At 67.3% G+C, this 13,894-nt stretch carries 14 protein-coding genes; 5 read left to right on the top strand and 9 right to left on the bottom strand.

Going from position 1 to position 13,894, the window contains the following annotated elements:
* Positions 1-25 precede the first annotated feature (25 nt).
* Positions 26-817, bottom strand: coding sequence for a c-type cytochrome (locus tag QN358_RS01230; protein ID WP_136642699.1), 792 nt, complete (start codon positions 815-817; stop codon positions 26-28).
* Positions 818-867: 50 nt separating this feature from the next.
* The gene (locus QN358_RS01225; RefSeq protein ID WP_237280418.1) at positions 868-1,482 is read right to left on the bottom strand and encodes a cytochrome c oxidase subunit 3; all 615 of its coding nucleotides are present in this window, start codon (positions 1,480-1,482) and stop codon (positions 868-870) included.
* Positions 1,483-1,601: 119 nt separating this feature from the next.
* Between QN358_RS01225 and trpD the strand changes: the two genes are divergently transcribed.
* On the top strand, positions 1,602-2,654 hold the full coding sequence (gene trpD / locus QN358_RS01220; RefSeq protein WP_136642697.1) for an anthranilate phosphoribosyltransferase: 1,053 nt from the start codon (positions 1,602-1,604) through the stop codon (positions 2,652-2,654).
* Between the two features lie 103 nt (positions 2,655-2,757).
* On the opposite strand, the gene QN358_RS01215 is transcribed toward trpD, so the two are convergent.
* Complete coding sequence (locus tag QN358_RS01215; RefSeq protein WP_323511261.1) at positions 2,758-3,528, bottom strand: MIP/aquaporin family protein; 771 nt, start codon at positions 3,526-3,528, stop codon at positions 2,758-2,760.
* A gap of 119 nt (positions 3,529-3,647) precedes the next feature.
* Between QN358_RS01215 and dhaK the strand changes: the two genes are divergently transcribed.
* The 3 genes from dhaK to dhaM are packed head-to-tail and all read left to right on the top strand — an operon-like array spanning position 3,648 to position 6,067.
* A complete protein-coding gene (gene dhaK, locus QN358_RS01210) occupies positions 3,648-4,649 on the top strand; it encodes a dihydroxyacetone kinase subunit DhaK (RefSeq protein ID WP_323511259.1) in 1,002 nt (333 codons plus the stop codon).
* Positions 4,650-4,656: 7 nt separating this feature from the next.
* Entirely contained in the window at positions 4,657-5,322 is a 666-nt protein-coding gene (gene dhaL / locus QN358_RS01205) for a dihydroxyacetone kinase subunit DhaL (RefSeq protein WP_323511257.1), read from the top strand.
* Position 5,323: 1 nt separating this feature from the next.
* Positions 5,324-6,067, top strand: a complete 744-nt coding sequence (gene dhaM, locus QN358_RS01200; protein WP_323511255.1) for a dihydroxyacetone kinase phosphoryl donor subunit DhaM — start codon at positions 5,324-5,326, stop codon at positions 6,065-6,067.
* A gap of 85 nt (positions 6,068-6,152) precedes the next feature.
* On the opposite strand, the gene QN358_RS01195 is transcribed toward dhaM, so the two are convergent.
* Both QN358_RS01195 and QN358_RS01190 read right to left on the bottom strand, forming a co-directional pair.
* Complete coding sequence (locus QN358_RS01195) at positions 6,153-6,698, bottom strand: DNA starvation/stationary phase protection protein (RefSeq protein WP_323511253.1); 546 nt, start codon at positions 6,696-6,698, stop codon at positions 6,153-6,155.
* A 75-nt stretch (positions 6,699-6,773) separates the two neighbouring features.
* Positions 6,774-7,574, bottom strand: coding sequence for an SDR family NAD(P)-dependent oxidoreductase (locus QN358_RS01190; protein WP_323511252.1), 801 nt, complete (start codon positions 7,572-7,574; stop codon positions 6,774-6,776).
* 80 nt (positions 7,575-7,654) lie between these two features.
* On the opposite strand from QN358_RS01190, the gene QN358_RS01185 reads away from it, so the two are divergent.
* On the top strand, positions 7,655-8,578 hold the full coding sequence (locus QN358_RS01185; RefSeq protein WP_136640363.1) for an SMP-30/gluconolactonase/LRE family protein: 924 nt from the start codon (positions 7,655-7,657) through the stop codon (positions 8,576-8,578).
* Here QN358_RS01185 and QN358_RS01180 read toward each other — a convergent pair.
* From QN358_RS01180 to QN358_RS01165, 4 genes are all read right to left on the bottom strand, one after another.
* On the bottom strand, positions 8,562-10,328 hold the full coding sequence (locus tag QN358_RS01180; RefSeq protein ID WP_323511321.1) for a glycoside hydrolase family 15 protein: 1,767 nt from the start codon (positions 10,326-10,328) through the stop codon (positions 8,562-8,564). The genes QN358_RS01185 and QN358_RS01180 overlap by 17 nt on opposite strands.
* A 222-nt stretch (positions 10,329-10,550) precedes the next feature.
* Complete coding sequence (locus tag QN358_RS01175) at positions 10,551-11,357, bottom strand: glycosyltransferase (RefSeq protein ID WP_323511250.1); 807 nt, start codon at positions 11,355-11,357, stop codon at positions 10,551-10,553.
* A complete protein-coding gene (locus tag QN358_RS01170; RefSeq protein WP_323511249.1) occupies positions 11,354-12,763 on the bottom strand; it encodes a PIG-L family deacetylase in 1,410 nt (469 codons plus the stop codon). The genes QN358_RS01175 and QN358_RS01170 overlap by 4 nt, the downstream gene beginning before the upstream one ends.
* Entirely contained in the window at positions 12,757-13,863 is a 1,107-nt protein-coding gene (locus QN358_RS01165) for an acyl-CoA dehydrogenase family protein (RefSeq protein ID WP_323511248.1), read from the bottom strand. Before QN358_RS01165 ends, QN358_RS01170 begins: the two co-directional genes overlap by 7 nt.
* Between the last annotated feature and the right edge of the window lie 31 nt (positions 13,864-13,894).

The following is a 13,894-nucleotide window of genomic DNA, read 5'->3' as shown; positions in this document are numbered from 1 at the left end:
TTGCAGGAGATGCGGGGCGAGGGTTCTAGTTCGACTTTGCTGTGAGCCAGATTGTCATTGCGACAACCGCGCCGATGCCGAAGATCCAGATGAACAGGCCCTCGGCCACCGGGCCCAGGTTGCCGAGGTCGAATCCGCCCGGCGACGGGTTGTTCTGCAGGTACTTCAAGTAGGTGATGATGTCGCGTTTGTCTTCGGGGGTGATGTTGTGATCGTTGAAGACGGGCATGTTCTGCGGGCCGGTGAGCATGGCTTCGTAGATGTACTTCGATTCCACCCCGGTCAGCTCGGGTGCGAACTTGCCCTCGGTGAGCGCGCCGCCCGCGCCGGCCACGTTGTGGCACATGGCGCAGTTGATGCGGAACAGCTCACCACCGTTTGTAGCGTTACCGGTGTTGGTCAGCTGGTCGTCGGTCGGCACGGCCGGGCCGGGTGAGAGCGAGGCGACGTAGGCGGCGAGTGCGGCGGTCTGGTCTGCCGTGAACTGTGCCGGCTTCTGCATGGCCTGCGGGCCCTGCATGGCGAGCGGCATGCGCCCGGTACCCACCTGGAAGTCGACGGATGCTGCACCGACGCCGAGCAGGCTTGGGCCGGCTGCGGTGCCCTGCAGGTTCATGCCGTGGCAGGTGGCGCAGTTCGATGCGAACAGCTTGCTGCCTTCATCGACCGTGGTCTGTGACGAGGCCGTGTCGGTGTTCGCTGTCGCCGTACTGGTGAACAGGGCGTAACCGCCGCCGGTGAAGGCCAGCCCGATCGCGATCAGCACGACGGTTGCAAGCGGGTGCCGTCTGTTCGCTTTCTTCGAAGTGCGGGCCATTCTCTCAACTCTCTTTTGGGGCAAAATCTTTCGGGCCACGACGGACGCTGCTACTTCAGCACGTAGATGACGAGGAACAGGCCGATCCAGACCACATCGACGAAGTGCCAGTAGTACGACACGACGATGGCGCTGGTGGCCTCACGATGACCGAAGTTCTTGACGCCGAAGGCGCGACCGATCATGAGGAGGAAGGTGAAGAGTCCGGCGGTGACGTGCAGGGCGTGAAAACCGGTGGTCAGGTAGAAAGCCGAGCCGTAGGCCGACGACGAGAGGGTGATGCCGTCTTGAACGAGGTTCGAGTACTCCCAGACCTGGCCGGAGACGAAGAGCGCGCCCAGAACATAGGTGAGGAAGAACCACTCGACCATGCCCCACTGCGTGGGCTTCCAGCCCGTAGCGCGCGCCTGCAGTCGCTCGGCGGCGAACACTCCGAACTGGCACGTGAACGACGACGATACGAGAATCAGCGTATTCACGGTTGCGAACGGTACGTTCAAATGACCGGTCTCGGTGCTCCACAGTTCAGGAGACGTCGAGCGCAGCGTGAAGTAGATGGCGAAGAGGCCAGCAAAGAACATCACCTCGCTGCCGAGCCAGACGATCGTGCCGACGGCCACGACATTGGGCCGCTGCACCAGGGGCGCGGTGGGAGTTTGGGTCATCGAGTTGCTCGTCACAACTTCCATTATGTCCGATTTCTTATCGCGCGTTGGGCATTTACACACTCTGTAGAACTCGGGCCCGGCGTGTCTTCCCTCAGCAACGCTTTATGATCGCTGATATGGCACCCGAACAGAGTTGGTCTCACATAATCTCGTCGCTTCTCGAGGCGAAAGACCTCTCGGTGGCCGACGCCACATGGTCGATGAACGAGATCATGGAGGGCTCTGCGACACCTGCTCAGGTAGCCGGGTTCCTGGTGGCCCTGCGGGCGAAGGGCGAGACGGTCGACGAGGTCGTCGGTTTTCGGGATGCGATTCTCGAGCACGCGATGCCGCTGGTGGTCGACCCGTTCGCCCTCGACATTGTGGGCACCGGAGGTGACCGATTCGGCACCGTGAATGTCTCCACAATGGCGTCGATAGTGGCATCCGCAGCCGGCGTGCCCGTCGTGAAGCACGGCAACAAAGCCGCTAGCTCACTCGCCGGCTCTTCTGATGTGCTTGCTGCCCTCGGGTTGAACCTCGATCTTGAGGGTTCTGAGGTGGCTCGAGTACTGACCGAAGCCGGTATCACGTTCGCGTACGCCGCCAAGTTCCACCCCGGTTTTCGGCACGCCGGCGCGGTTCGCCGCGAGCTCGGAATTCCGACGGTGTTCAACTTTCTCGGCCCACTCTGCAACCCGGCTCGGCCCGAAGCGTCTGTTGTCGGGGTGGCACAGCTCGACCGCGTTCCGCTCTTTGTGGGCGTCTTTCAGACCCGCGGAGCGACCGCGCTGGTTCTTCGGGGCGATGACGGGCTTGACGAACTGACCACAACAGGGCATAGCCACATCTGGGAGGTGTCGAGGGGTGCTGTGACCGAGCACGACCTCGACCCGCGTGACCTCGGCATCGCCCGCGCGCGCATCGATGATCTTCGCGGCGGCTCACCTGATGCGAACGCCGAGACGGTGCGGCGCGTTCTTTCGGGAGACACCGGGCCCGTGCGAGACATCGTGCTGCTGAACGCGGCGGCGGGCCTCGTCGCCTTCGACCTGGCCCGCGACCCGTCGGAGTCGCAGCGCGGCATCGTGGAACGTTTCGCCGCCCACATGCTCACCGCCGCCCACGCTATCGACTCGGGCGCCGCCGCCGCCAAGCTCGACCTCTGGGTCTCCGCCACCAACCGCTGACCATCTCCGCGTGCTGCCAGGCTCTGTTCGAAGGGCAGCGGGAGTCGAAAACGCCCCAAAACAGAAGTCTTGGGGCGTTTCTTCATTCAGCGAGGAGGTGGGGTTATGTGGTGAGGATGGGGAGGAGTGGGCCGGCGACGAGGCCGGCGATGACTCCGCCGATGATGGGGCCGACGACGGGTACCCAGGAGTAGGACCAGTCTGAGGGGCCTTTGCCTTTGATGGGGAGGAAGGCGTGTGCGAGTCGGGGGCCGAGGTCGCGGGCGGGGTTGATGGCGTAGCCGGTGGGGCCGCCGAGGGAGGCGCCGATGCCGATGACGAGTAGGGCTACGGGTAGGGCGCCGAGGGAGGCGAGGCCGGCGGCGGAGCCGTTGCGGCCGAAGCCGATGACGACGAACACGAGTACGAAGGTGCCGATGATCTCGGTGACGAGGTTCCAGCCGTAGCTGCGGATGGAGGGGCCGGTGGAGAAGACGCCGAGTTTGTTGGCGGGTTCGGGTTCTTCGTCGAAGTGCTGTTTGTAGGCGAGCCAGGTGAAGCAGGCTCCGATGATGGCGCCGAGGAGTTGGGCGAGGATGAACACGAGCACGGTGGCGATGTTCACGTCGACTTGGGCGTTGCCTGAGCCGAAGGTTTTCGCTCCGTTGGCGACGAGGCCGAGGGTGACGGCGGGGTTGAGGTGGGCGCCGGAGGCGTAGGAGACGATGACGCCGGCGAAGACGGCGAGGCCCCAGCCGAAGTTGACCATCAGGGTGCCGCCGTTGAAGCCTTTCGACTTCGTGAGTGCGACGTTTGCGACGACTCCTGTTCCCAGGAGTACCAGCAGAGCTGTGCCTACCAGCTCCGAAACGAAATCAAGACCCAAACCATTCATGTCGACCCCTTTGTACGTGCCGCATCTGTTCGAATGCGGCGATGCCCGTCACTCTACTGGCGCTGGGCTTTTTTGGCGTAGATTGAGTGAACTGGATCGCCGATAGCGAAGGAATTTCAATGAAGAAACTCATCAATGATCCGAAGAACGTGGTGGCCGAAGCGGTCGCCGGAATCGCGGCGGCTCACCCCGACCTCGTCACGGTGTCGTACGACCCCATTTTCATCGTGAGAAAAGACGCCCCCACCCCGGGCAAAGTCGGCATCGTGAGCGGTGGCGGCAGTGGGCACGAACCCCTGCACGGCGGATTCGTCGGCTTCGGGATGCTCGATGCCGCCGTTCCCGGCCCGGTGTTCACCTCGCCCACGCCCGACCCGATTCTCGCCGCCACGATCGCCGTCAACGGCGGAGCAGGCGTTCTGCACATCGTGAAGAACTACACCGGAGACGTACTGAACTTCGAGACCGCCGCCGATCTGGCCGGTGCCGAAGACATCGACGTGCGTACCGTCATCGTCGACGACGACGTCGCCGTGAAGGACTCGCTCTACACCGCCGGCCGACGCGGTGTCGCCGGCACCGTTCTGGTCGAGAAGATCGCGGGCGCCGCTGCCGAACGCGGTGACGATCTCGACGCCGTCGCGGCCGTCGCCACCAAGGTCAACGCGCAGACGCGGTCGATGGGTGTCGCGCTGACCGCGCCTGTGGTGCCGCACGCCGGCGAGCCGAGCTTCGACCTGCCAGAAGACGAGATCGAGATCGGTATCGGCATCCACGGCGAGCCGGGTCGTGCACGCATCAAGCTCGAGCCGGCCGACGCCATTGTCGACCGCCTGCTCGCGCCGATTCTCGAAGACCTGCCCTTCGCCTCCGGAGACCAGGTGCTGCTGTTCGTGAATGGCATGGGCGGCACCCCGCAGGTGGAGCTGTACATTCTGTTCCGTCGCGCGGCCGAGGTACTGGCCGAGAAGGGCATCACGGTGTCGCGCACGCTCGTGGGCAACTTCGTCACCTCGCTCGAGATGCAGGGGGCATCCATCACCGTTCTGAAACTCGACGACGAACTCACCGAGCTGTGGGATGCCCCCGTGCAGACCGCCGCGCTTCGGTGGGGAAGGTAGTATACGCATGACACTGGGCATCACCTGGGTGACCGACTGGATCAGGCTGAGCGCGCGCGTGATCGCCGAGCACAGAGTGGAGCTGATCACCCTCGACCGGGAGATCGGCGACGGAGACCACGGAGAGAACCTCGACAGGGGGTTCAGCGCCGTGATCGTGAAGCTCGACGCGCTGCCGGCTGACGCTCTACCGGGTGATGCCCTCAAACTCGTCGCCACGACCCTCATCTCCACCGTGGGTGGGGCATCGGGGCCGCTGGTGGGCACGGCTTTTCTGAAGGCGGCGCAGGCCGTCGGCAAAGAAGCTGAGCTCGACGGTGCGGCCATCGTGGCGCTGCTGACGGCTGCGCGCGACGGCGTAGTGCTCCGCGGCAAGGCCGCTGTGGGCGACAAGACCATGATCGACGCGTGGAGCCCGGCGGTCGACGCTGCAACGGCAGCGGAGGCCGACGGCAAGAGTGAGCCTGAGATTCTGCTGGCCGCAGCCGATGCCGCCGAGAAGGGTGCCGAGTCGACCGAGCCACTCGTGGCCCACAAGGGCCGGGCGAGTTACCTCGGCGAGCGGGCCATTGGGCACCGCGACCCCGGGTCGCAGTCGTCGGCGCTGATGCTGCGTGCGGCATCCGACGCGGCGCAGCCCGGCTTCAGCCTGGTCGAAAGCCCCGGCGCCTAGCGTGGCGGCAGTCGACGGCAAGGTGGGCCTGGTGTTCGTCTCGCACAGCGAGAAGATCGCGGCGGGCCTCATCGAACTCGCGTCGCAGATGGCGCCGGCGACGGCGATGGCTGCGGCCGGCGGCACCGACGAGGGCGGAATCGGCACCAGCTTCGAGAAGGTGACGAAGGCCATCGCCGAGGTCGACTCCGGCGTCGGGGTCGTGGTGCTCTGCGACCTTGGCTCGGCCATTCTGACCGCCGAGACAGCGCTCGACTTTCTCGACGACGAGGTGCGCGAGCGTGTGCGCATCGTCGACGCGCCGCTGGTCGAGGGCGCGGTGGCAGCGTCGGTGACCGCCGAGACGGGTGGCGCGCTCGATGAGGTCGTTGCGGCGGCTGAGAGTGCGCGCGGTTCGTTCGGTGAGGCTCCGGATGCCCTGGCGGGCACCCCGGGTGACACCGACGGTGCGGCGGGCGGCAGTGTCGACGCGGCCCGAGGCGCCTCTGGTTCGCTCGTCCGAACGGTGAGCATCGTCAACAAAGACGGACTGCACGCTCGCCCTGCGGCAGAGTTCGTGAAACTCGCGAACACCTTCGCCGCGAAGGTAACCATCAACGGCAAAGACTCGAAGAGCCTGCTGGGCATCATGTCGCTCGGGCTCGTGCGCGGGGCGACCGCCACGCTCAGCACCGCCGATCAATCGGGTACCGACGCGCTCGATGCGCTGGCCGGGCTCATCGAGTCGGGCTTCGGTGAGGCCTGAGCCGCGCGGCACGCCGAGCTGAACACGAAACCCGCGAAGACCAGCCCGTCGAGGCCGGTGTTCGCGGGTTTCGTGTTTTGTGGCTCTACTTGGCGGTCGCCTTGCGGTTCTCGGCCGATACCATCCACGCGTACTGCTCGAGTTGCTGGATGATGGCGTGCAGAATGTCTGCACTGGTCGGGTCGGCCTCGTCGACGGCGTCGTGAACGTCGCGCATGGTTCCGACGACAGACTCGATGCGAACCGTCACCAGGTCGACGGTCTCGGCGGTGTCGATCTCGCCGTTGGGGTACTCGGGCAACGTCGTCGTGGCCGCGACCGTGTCGGAACGGCCATCCGGAACCGCATGCAACGCACGCATACGCTCAGCGACGGTGTCGCTCAATTCACGAGCTGCATCGATGATCTCGTCGAGCTGCAGGTGAAGGTCTCGAAAGTTCTTGCCGACGACATTCCAGTGCGCCTGCTTGCCCTGAACGTGCAGTTCGATGAGGTCGACCAGTACCTGCTGCAGCGCGTCGGTGAGCTCTTTGGGCGCTTTGAAGCCGCGCTCGGCGTTCTGTCGGCGCGTGCTCTTCGGTCCGCCGTCGGCGGGAACGTGAACGTCGCGTTCGATGGTTGTCGTAGACATGGTGTGCCTTTCTGGTGTGAATCGTGGGGATGGCCCGACCGGATGACCGGGCAGGGGGTGTTGGCGGCTGGCGGTCTAGATCGTGGCGACCGAGCCGGAGTCGACGCGGTAGTTCGAACCGTTCACGAAGCTGGCGGCCTCTGAGCAGAGGAACGCGATGACATTCGCCACCTCCTCTGGCTCGCCGCGCCGCTTGAGTTCCATGTACGGGCGTTCTTCGTCGAGAAAGCTTTCGATGGCCTCGTCGACGTCGGTGCCCTGCTGGTCGGCCCGTTTCTCCATCATCGCGTCGGTCATGGGCGTGTGGATGAAGGCCGGGCTCACGCAGTTCACGAGCAGCCCCTCGAGGGCGTAGCTGCGGGAGAGGCCCTTCGCCAGGGCGAGGATGCCGGCCTTCGCCGCGCAGTAGGGCAGCTCGTCGTCATAGGGCTGCACGGCGTCTTCAGAGGCGACGAACACAAGCCGGCCCCAGCCGCCCTTGCGCAGACTCGGCAGAAACGCCGAGACGAGTCGCACGGGGCCCATCAGGTCGACCTCGATCGTCGAGGTCCAGCCCTCGTCGTCGATCTCATGAAAGAGGCCTTGGGCTCCCGTGATGCCAGCCGACTGAACCAGAATATCGATGTCGCCGACAACCCCGGTCACTTTGTCGTGCAGGGCGGCGATCGATGCCACGTCGGTGATGTCTGCGGCGAAGGCGTGCAGCGCGCCGTCGGGCGCGTTCAGTTCGCTAGCGGCCGTGTCGAGGCTCTGCTGGTCTTTGTCAGTGATGACGACGGTTGCGCCCTCAGCGAGAAGGAGACGTGCCGTGTGCCAGCCGATACCCGAATCGGCGCCGGAGATGAGTGCTGTTTTTCCTTGTATACCGAGATCCATGACCTTCACGTTACGCTCGCAGTGTCAACCCGTCACGTCGGCCTGCGGGCGGTTGACACCGGGTGTGGTTCGATGGTTCGATGGGCGATTTCGTTTCAGAACCTCGGGTCTTTCGCGAGCAGAAGGCTATCCTCGGCGAGAGCCTCGTGTGGCGCGCGGCGGGCGGTGAAGCCGGTACCCCCGACCTCGAGGGTGACCTTCTCTGGTGCGACATCACATCGGGAATCCTTCACATCAGCCCCTACGGCGGTGCCGTCAGTGGGGCGGATGATCGGCACATCGAGCTGCCCGCACCGCTCGCTTCGTTTCACCTGGCGAGTATCGACGGCGAGCCCGGCTTCGTCGTCTCGCTCGGCGACAGGGTGGTGCTGGTCAGTGAGGCGGGGGTGATCGTGCGGGAGCTGGCGGGCATCCGGCATGCCCACACGGGATTGCGGCTCAACGAGGGCAAGGTCGACCCGGCGGGCCGATGGGTGACCGGGTCGATGAACCTCACCACCGGCGAGCCCGACGGAGCGTTCTACTCGGTGACGTCGAGTGGTGAACAACGTGTGCTGTGCGGCGGGGTGGGCGTGGGCAATGGGCTGGAGTGGTCGGCCGACGGGTCGCTCATCTACTTCACCGACACGAGTGTCGAGACGGTGTACGTGGCCCCCTACTCGGCGACCGGCGAACTGGGTGAGGTGAGCGTGTTTCTGAACGATGGGCCGCACGATGGGCTCACCCGCGACGCGGCTGGCGACTTCTGGGCCGCGCTGTACGGCAAAGGCGTGGTGGTGAAGTACCGGGCGAATGGTGACGAGGTGTTGCGGCGGGAACTGCCGGCGCCGAACCTGACGTCGGTGGCCTTCGGGGGGCCGGGGCGTTCGACCCTGTTCGTGACGAGCGCGCGAGAGAATCTGACCGAGCAGCAGTTGCGGGAGCATCCGCTCTCGGGCTCGGTGTTCGCGCTCGACACCGACAGCCGGGGCGTGCCGGCGCGGAGCTTCACATCGAACGCATGAGCTCTTCGATGGTGATGGCCGCGTTGATGAGGGCGAGGTGGCTGAGGCCCTGTGGAATGTTGCCGAGGAACGACAGGTCGCTGGCGTCGATCATCTCCGAGTAGAGGCCGACGTCGTTCGACAGGCCGATGAGCTCGTCCATGAGGGCGATCGACTCATCATGGCGGCCGACGCAGACGAGCGCTGAGGCGAGCCAGAAGGCGCAGGCGACGAAGGTGCCCTCTTCTGCCTCGGCACCGGAGTAGCGGTAGACCAGCGGGCCACGACCGAGTTCAGACCGGATGGCGTCGATGGTCTGTGACATGCGTTCGCCGCGGTCGAAGCCGCTCACGGTGTGCAGCAGCACGCTGGCGTCGAGTTCGTCGGTGCCGGGGTAGGCGACGTAGCTGTGGCGCTCGTCAGACCAGCAGTTCTCCCGAACCCACTCGGCGATCAGCCCGCGCTCGGCACGCCAGCGCGCGGGGTCGCCCGGAATCTGGCCGAGTTCGGCGAGCTGCACGGCACAGTCGAGAGCCTGCCAGCAGCTCATCTTCGAGGAGGTGTAGTGCCGGATGTCTTCGAGCTCCCAGAGCCCGGAGTCGGGGCTTCGCCATGCATCGCAGGTGCGGTCGGCGATGCCGGCGAGCATGCGGCCCGTCTCGCTGTCGAGCACGTTGCCGGCCTGAACATAAAGCCGCAGTACGTCGAAGAGGTCGCCGAAGACGCCGAGCTGAAGCTGACCGCTCGCCGGGTTGCCCGTGACCACGGGCCCGGCGTTACGCCAGCCGGGCGAGTCGTGCTTGGTGACGCCCTCTGGCAGCTGGCCGTCGAGCGTGTAGAACACGTGCAGGTCGGGGCCGTTGGCCCGAATGGTCTTCAGCAGCCACGCCACGGCGGCGTGCGTCTCTTCGCGCAGGCCGAACCGGATGAGCGCGTGCAGTGTGTAGGCCGCGTCGCGCACCCAGGCGAAGCGATAGTCCCAGTTCTTGCCGCCACGCGAGCTCTCGGGCAGTGACGTGGTGGCTGCGGCGGCGATCGACCCTGTGGGGCTGTAGATGAGCAACTTCAGGGCCAGGGCGCTGCGCTGAACGGCATCCGGCCACGGCCCGTCGTAGGTGAACTCGCGCGACCAGAACTGCCAGTTCGAGACGGTGCGTTCGATTCCGCTGTCGGTGAGTTCGGGAACGGGGATGTGCAGGGGCTCGTTGGCCGTGCCGACGACGGCGAGCAGGTGGCGCGATGTCGGTGCTGTGGTGAAGCGGCCCGCCAGAGCGCGGTCGCCGCCTCCACGCGGGCCGTGGTCGATGCCGCGTACGGCGATGGTGGTGGAGTCGACACGGATGACGGGGCCGTGGGTGGTCTTCTGGATCCACGGCGAGGCCGTCGAGAGACAGGTGCCGGGGGCGACCCGCCAGCGGAAACGAACGGTACCGCTCACGCCGTCGACCCGGCGAGCGAGCTCGGCCCAGGGCAGGCGGCCCGCGAAGCCGGTCACGAGCGCGTCGGTGAGAACGGCGACCCCGCTGTCGGTGGTGAACGTCGTCTCGAGCACGTTGGTGCCCTCGATGTAGCGGCGGGTGGTGGTGAACGGCTGGGTGGGCGTGAGCTCGATGGAGCCGCCGTCGGCCTCGTCGAGCAGGCGGGCGAACACCGGCGTGCCGCCGAGGTTCGGCACCGGAAACCAGTCGATGCTGCCGTCGAGGGCGATGAGCGCCACGGTGCGGCCGTCGCCGATGGCGCCGTACGAGCGCAGGTCGGCGTAACCGTTCACGCGGATGGGGGTGGTGCCGGCGGGCGGCTGGGTGGGCTGGGCACTTTCGCTGGGCTGGGCACTCGGGGTTGCCCTGTTGGCCTGGGCAGTGCCGCGCCGGGTTGCAGTGCTCGTCGGGGCGGTTTTCTTCGGGGTGGTCGCTCTGGTCACCCTTTACGGTACGACGGAAAACCGGCTCGTGCTGAGCCTTGCGCGGTGCGGCTCGGGGGTGCTTGGGCGCGGCTAGCGCGACGGAGCGGGCTCGCCGAGCAGGTTGTTGCGAAGGTAACCGGCGTAGCCGCCGGGAGTGCGGCCCTGCTGCCGGCCGGAGGTGAGTACCTCGGCGTCGGCCGAGGCGACGATGCGAGCGCCGAGTGAACGCAGCCGGGCGACGAGGTCGACGTCTTCGTGCTCGGCGAGCGAGTCGAACGCGCCGGCCGCGACATAGACGCTCGCGCGCACGCCGAGGTTGGCGCCGTGTACGTGGCCGTTAGCGGTGCCGGGGGTGTGGGTCTCCCGCCAGCGGGCGACCTGCGCGTCGGTGAGGTCGGCGAAGTCGGGGCGCACGGTTCCGATGACTACGTCGGCCCCGGCGGCGGCCAGGGCGAGCTGCGAAGTGATCCAGTTCGAGGGTACGGCCGAGTCGGCGTCGGTGTTGGCTATCCAGGCGGTGTGAAGCAGCTGAGGCCGCAGCGACCTGAGCGCGTGGGCGACGCCGAGGGCGCGGGAGACACCGACGTTGGAGCGATCGAGTTCGAGAACGTCGACTCCGGGAAAGGTGCGGGCGATGCGGGCGGTGTCGTCGACGCTGTTGTCGACCACGAGGGTGATGCTGATGTGGGGGCAGGGAGCGCCGAGTTCGGCGAAGCTCGCTTCTGTGCTGCTGCGGGCGAGGCCAAGGGCTGTGAGGCACTGGGCGATGAGCAGCTCTTCATTGCGAGCGGGAACGACAATGGCGAATGACCTCACAGGCGCAAACGGGCTGGGGGAAGCTGGCAGACGGGATGTGGCGAACGGCCGGGGGTGGGCATCCGGAACCCTGGCGCTCATGCCAAGCCCGTTTCGGCTGCCACAGACCGCGGGTTCGGCGAGTAGACGTCTAGCACGAAATCGGCTTCGATGTGGTGCGCGAGGCGGGTGCAGGAGGCCCGGGCGGCTTGGGCGGCGATGACGGTGTGCACGTGGTCTCCGGTCTGCAGGTAGTCGGTGACAGGGTGGCGCCAGTGGCAGGCGACAAAGGTGGCGTCGGGGGTGAGGGCGGCGAAGATGTCTGCGGCGACCGCGGCGAGGGTGGGGGCGTCGAAGTAGTAGCCGACCTCTGAGAGCACGATGAGGTCGAAGCGTCCGGCTGGGAATGCGGTGGCGGCGTCACCGAGCTCGACGGTGACGTGGGGTTCGCCGGCGAGCCGTTCGCGTGCCCGCTCGACGGCGGCTTCGGCGATGTCTATGGCCAACAGCGCGTCGGTGCGGGCGGCGAGGTCGTGGGTGAGAACGCCGATGCTGCAGCCGATCTCGAGAGCGTTCGCATACCGTTCGCGCGGCAGGGCGGCCAGGGTCACGGCGCGCTTGCGCCGTTCGTACCAGCGGGTGGTGAACCCCCACGGATCGGCCCGGCGGGCGTAGGTGTCGTCGAAGTAGGTGCCGGGGAGGGCTGTGCGAGTGGGCGGGTGGGCCACGCCGGGCTTCGGTTCCGGATGTTCGGAACGCACGAAGATCTCGTCACCGCGGTCGAAGTGCCGCAGAAACTCGGCCAGAAGTTGCTCTTCGTCGCCGTCGGCGGGCGAGAGCCGCTCGACCTGGCTGCGGTGCTCACGGATCGCGTTCTGCTTCGCCGCACGAACGCTGTCGCCGAGGGGGAGCGCGACGAGACCGGTCCACGGGGTGTCGGGGTGACCGGGGTTCGCCCAGTGCCACAGCCAGATCGGGTACTCGACGAGTGTGAGGCCGCGCTCGCGGGCGAGCTCTGCCGCCAGCTCGCCGAGAAGCCGGTGGTCACGGTGGCCGTCGCCGCGCCACGGAGCCGCGAGCAGGGTAGGGCCGGTGTGTGTAGCGAGGGCCGGGTGCGCGGCGAGCGCGGCGCGGATGGCGGGCAGCTGGCGGTCGAGGGAGCCATCGGCGAAGTCGAGGAGTGCGACCTCGGCGGCGGGGGAGAGCAGGGCGACGGCGGCACGCACCTCGGCGGCGCGGAGACGGGCGAGGGCCTCGGGCGAGACGGTGGGCGAGCGCGGGTGCGACGCCGAGCCGTCGGTGACAATGACCACGGTGCTGGGGATGCCGCGGGCGAAGGCCTCGGCGAGCAGGCCGCCGGCACCGAGCGTCTCGTCGTCGGGGTGGGCGGCGAGAACGATGAGGTGCGCGAATCCGTCGAGGGTGAACGCCGGGAGTGTGTGCAGTCGGGCATCCGCCACCCAGTCGGCGACCGAAGTACCGGGCAGGCGTGCGTCGAAGCTCACCATGGCGGAGTGCCCAGCGCCGCGACCGTGGAGCCGAGCGAAGCGTCGTCTTTCTCGGCGTGGTGCTGGCGCAGGTAGAGGGTCAGGTCGGCGACACGTTTGGCGTGAGCGGCGTCGAGGGCGAGCGGGGCCGGGCCGAGGGCGTGCCCCACGCGCAGCAGAATCTCTTCGGATGCCCGTGCGACCGTTGCCCGCACTCGCTTGGCGAGCAGGCGGCCCTCTGGCCCGGTCGCGCGGCCGTCGTCGATGCGTTCGGCCGCCTCGAGCAGGGCGCGGCGCGAGTCTTCGAGCAGGGCATCCACTCTGCCGAGGTGCATGAGGGCGAACGGGCTGGCGCTGGGGGAGACTGCTTCGAAAAGCGTGCGGGCGAGCCCTACGGCGCCTCCGAACCAGCACGCTGCGACGGCGATGGCGCCCCAGGAGAAGCCGGGCCGCTCGAGGTACCAGCCGGGGGCGCCGATCGGCAGGGCATCGACGCGGTCGAAGTGCACGGGGCCGCTCTCGACCTCGGTGAGACCGCGGGCGTGCCAGGCGCCCCTTTCGACGGTGATGCCCGGATCGCGTAGCCGCACGCCGAAGAGGCGGCGCTCGCCGGGGCCGGTGGCCGAACCAGACCCGCCCGAGCCAGACTTGCCCGAACCAGACCCGCCCGAGCCGGCCTCAGGCGCGACAGTTGCGGTGACAAGGGCCATGTCGAGCTGACCCGCGAGCGAACACCACTGCTTCGTGCCTGTGACCTGCCACGTGTCGTTAGAGCGCTCAACGACGAGCGGCTCGCCGCCCTCCGACGCGAAGACACCCCACGTTCCGCGCGCCCCCGGGTCGATTCCCGACTGGCGGAGGATGGCATGCGCGTCGAGGTGCGGTTCGGCGGCGCGAGCGACCGCGAGGTCGTGGCAGGCCAGGGTGCCGAGGGCCTCGAAGAGTTCACGGGTGCGGCCGTCTCCGGGCACGGCCCGCTGGAGGCTGAGCTCTTCGGCGAACGCCAGCGCCTCGGCCACGGTCGAGGGCAGCCGGAGGGCGGCGAGTGCCGGCCAGGGGCTGGGGAGGGCACCCGGAGCTGACGAGGGCGACAGCGACACGGGAACGAACGGTTCTGTCACACGATGCTCCAATCGTTCTTACTGCTGCTTC

The sequence above is a fragment of the Subtercola sp. RTI3 genome (assembly GCF_035018625.1).
Lineage (GTDB): Bacteria > Actinomycetota > Actinomycetes > Actinomycetales > Microbacteriaceae > Subtercola > Subtercola vilae.
The sequence above is the reverse complement of the archived record's forward strand: the minus strand, read 5'-3'. Positions and strand labels throughout refer to the sequence as shown.

Excerpts from the sequence above, each read along its gene's own strand:
- QN358_RS01230 (WP_136642699.1), bottom strand. The coding sequence starts at position 817 with ATGGCCCGCACTTCGAAGAAAGCGAACAGACGGCACCCGCTTGCAACC.
- QN358_RS01225 (WP_237280418.1), bottom strand. The coding sequence starts at position 1,482 with ATGACCCAAACTCCCACCGCGCCCCTGGTGCAGCGGCCCAATGTCGTG.
- trpD (WP_136642697.1), top strand. The coding sequence starts at position 1,602 with ATGGCACCCGAACAGAGTTGGTCTCACATAATCTCGTCGCTTCTCGAG.
- QN358_RS01215 (WP_323511261.1), bottom strand. The coding sequence starts at position 3,528 with ATGAATGGTTTGGGTCTTGATTTCGTTTCGGAGCTGGTAGGCACAGCT.
- dhaK (WP_323511259.1), top strand. The coding sequence starts at position 3,648 with ATGAAGAAACTCATCAATGATCCGAAGAACGTGGTGGCCGAAGCGGTC.
- dhaL (WP_323511257.1), top strand. The coding sequence starts at position 4,657 with ATGACACTGGGCATCACCTGGGTGACCGACTGGATCAGGCTGAGCGCG.
- QN358_RS01195 (WP_323511253.1), bottom strand. The coding sequence starts at position 6,698 with ATGTCTACGACAACCATCGAACGCGACGTTCACGTTCCCGCCGACGGC.
- QN358_RS01190 (WP_323511252.1), bottom strand. The coding sequence starts at position 7,574 with ATGGATCTCGGTATACAAGGAAAAACAGCACTCATCTCCGGCGCCGAT.
- QN358_RS01185 (WP_136640363.1), top strand. The coding sequence starts at position 7,655 with ATGGGCGATTTCGTTTCAGAACCTCGGGTCTTTCGCGAGCAGAAGGCT.
- QN358_RS01175 (WP_323511250.1), bottom strand. The coding sequence starts at position 11,357 with ATGAGCGCCAGGGTTCCGGATGCCCACCCCCGGCCGTTCGCCACATCC.
- QN358_RS01170 (WP_323511249.1), bottom strand. The coding sequence starts at position 12,763 with ATGGTGAGCTTCGACGCACGCCTGCCCGGTACTTCGGTCGCCGACTGG.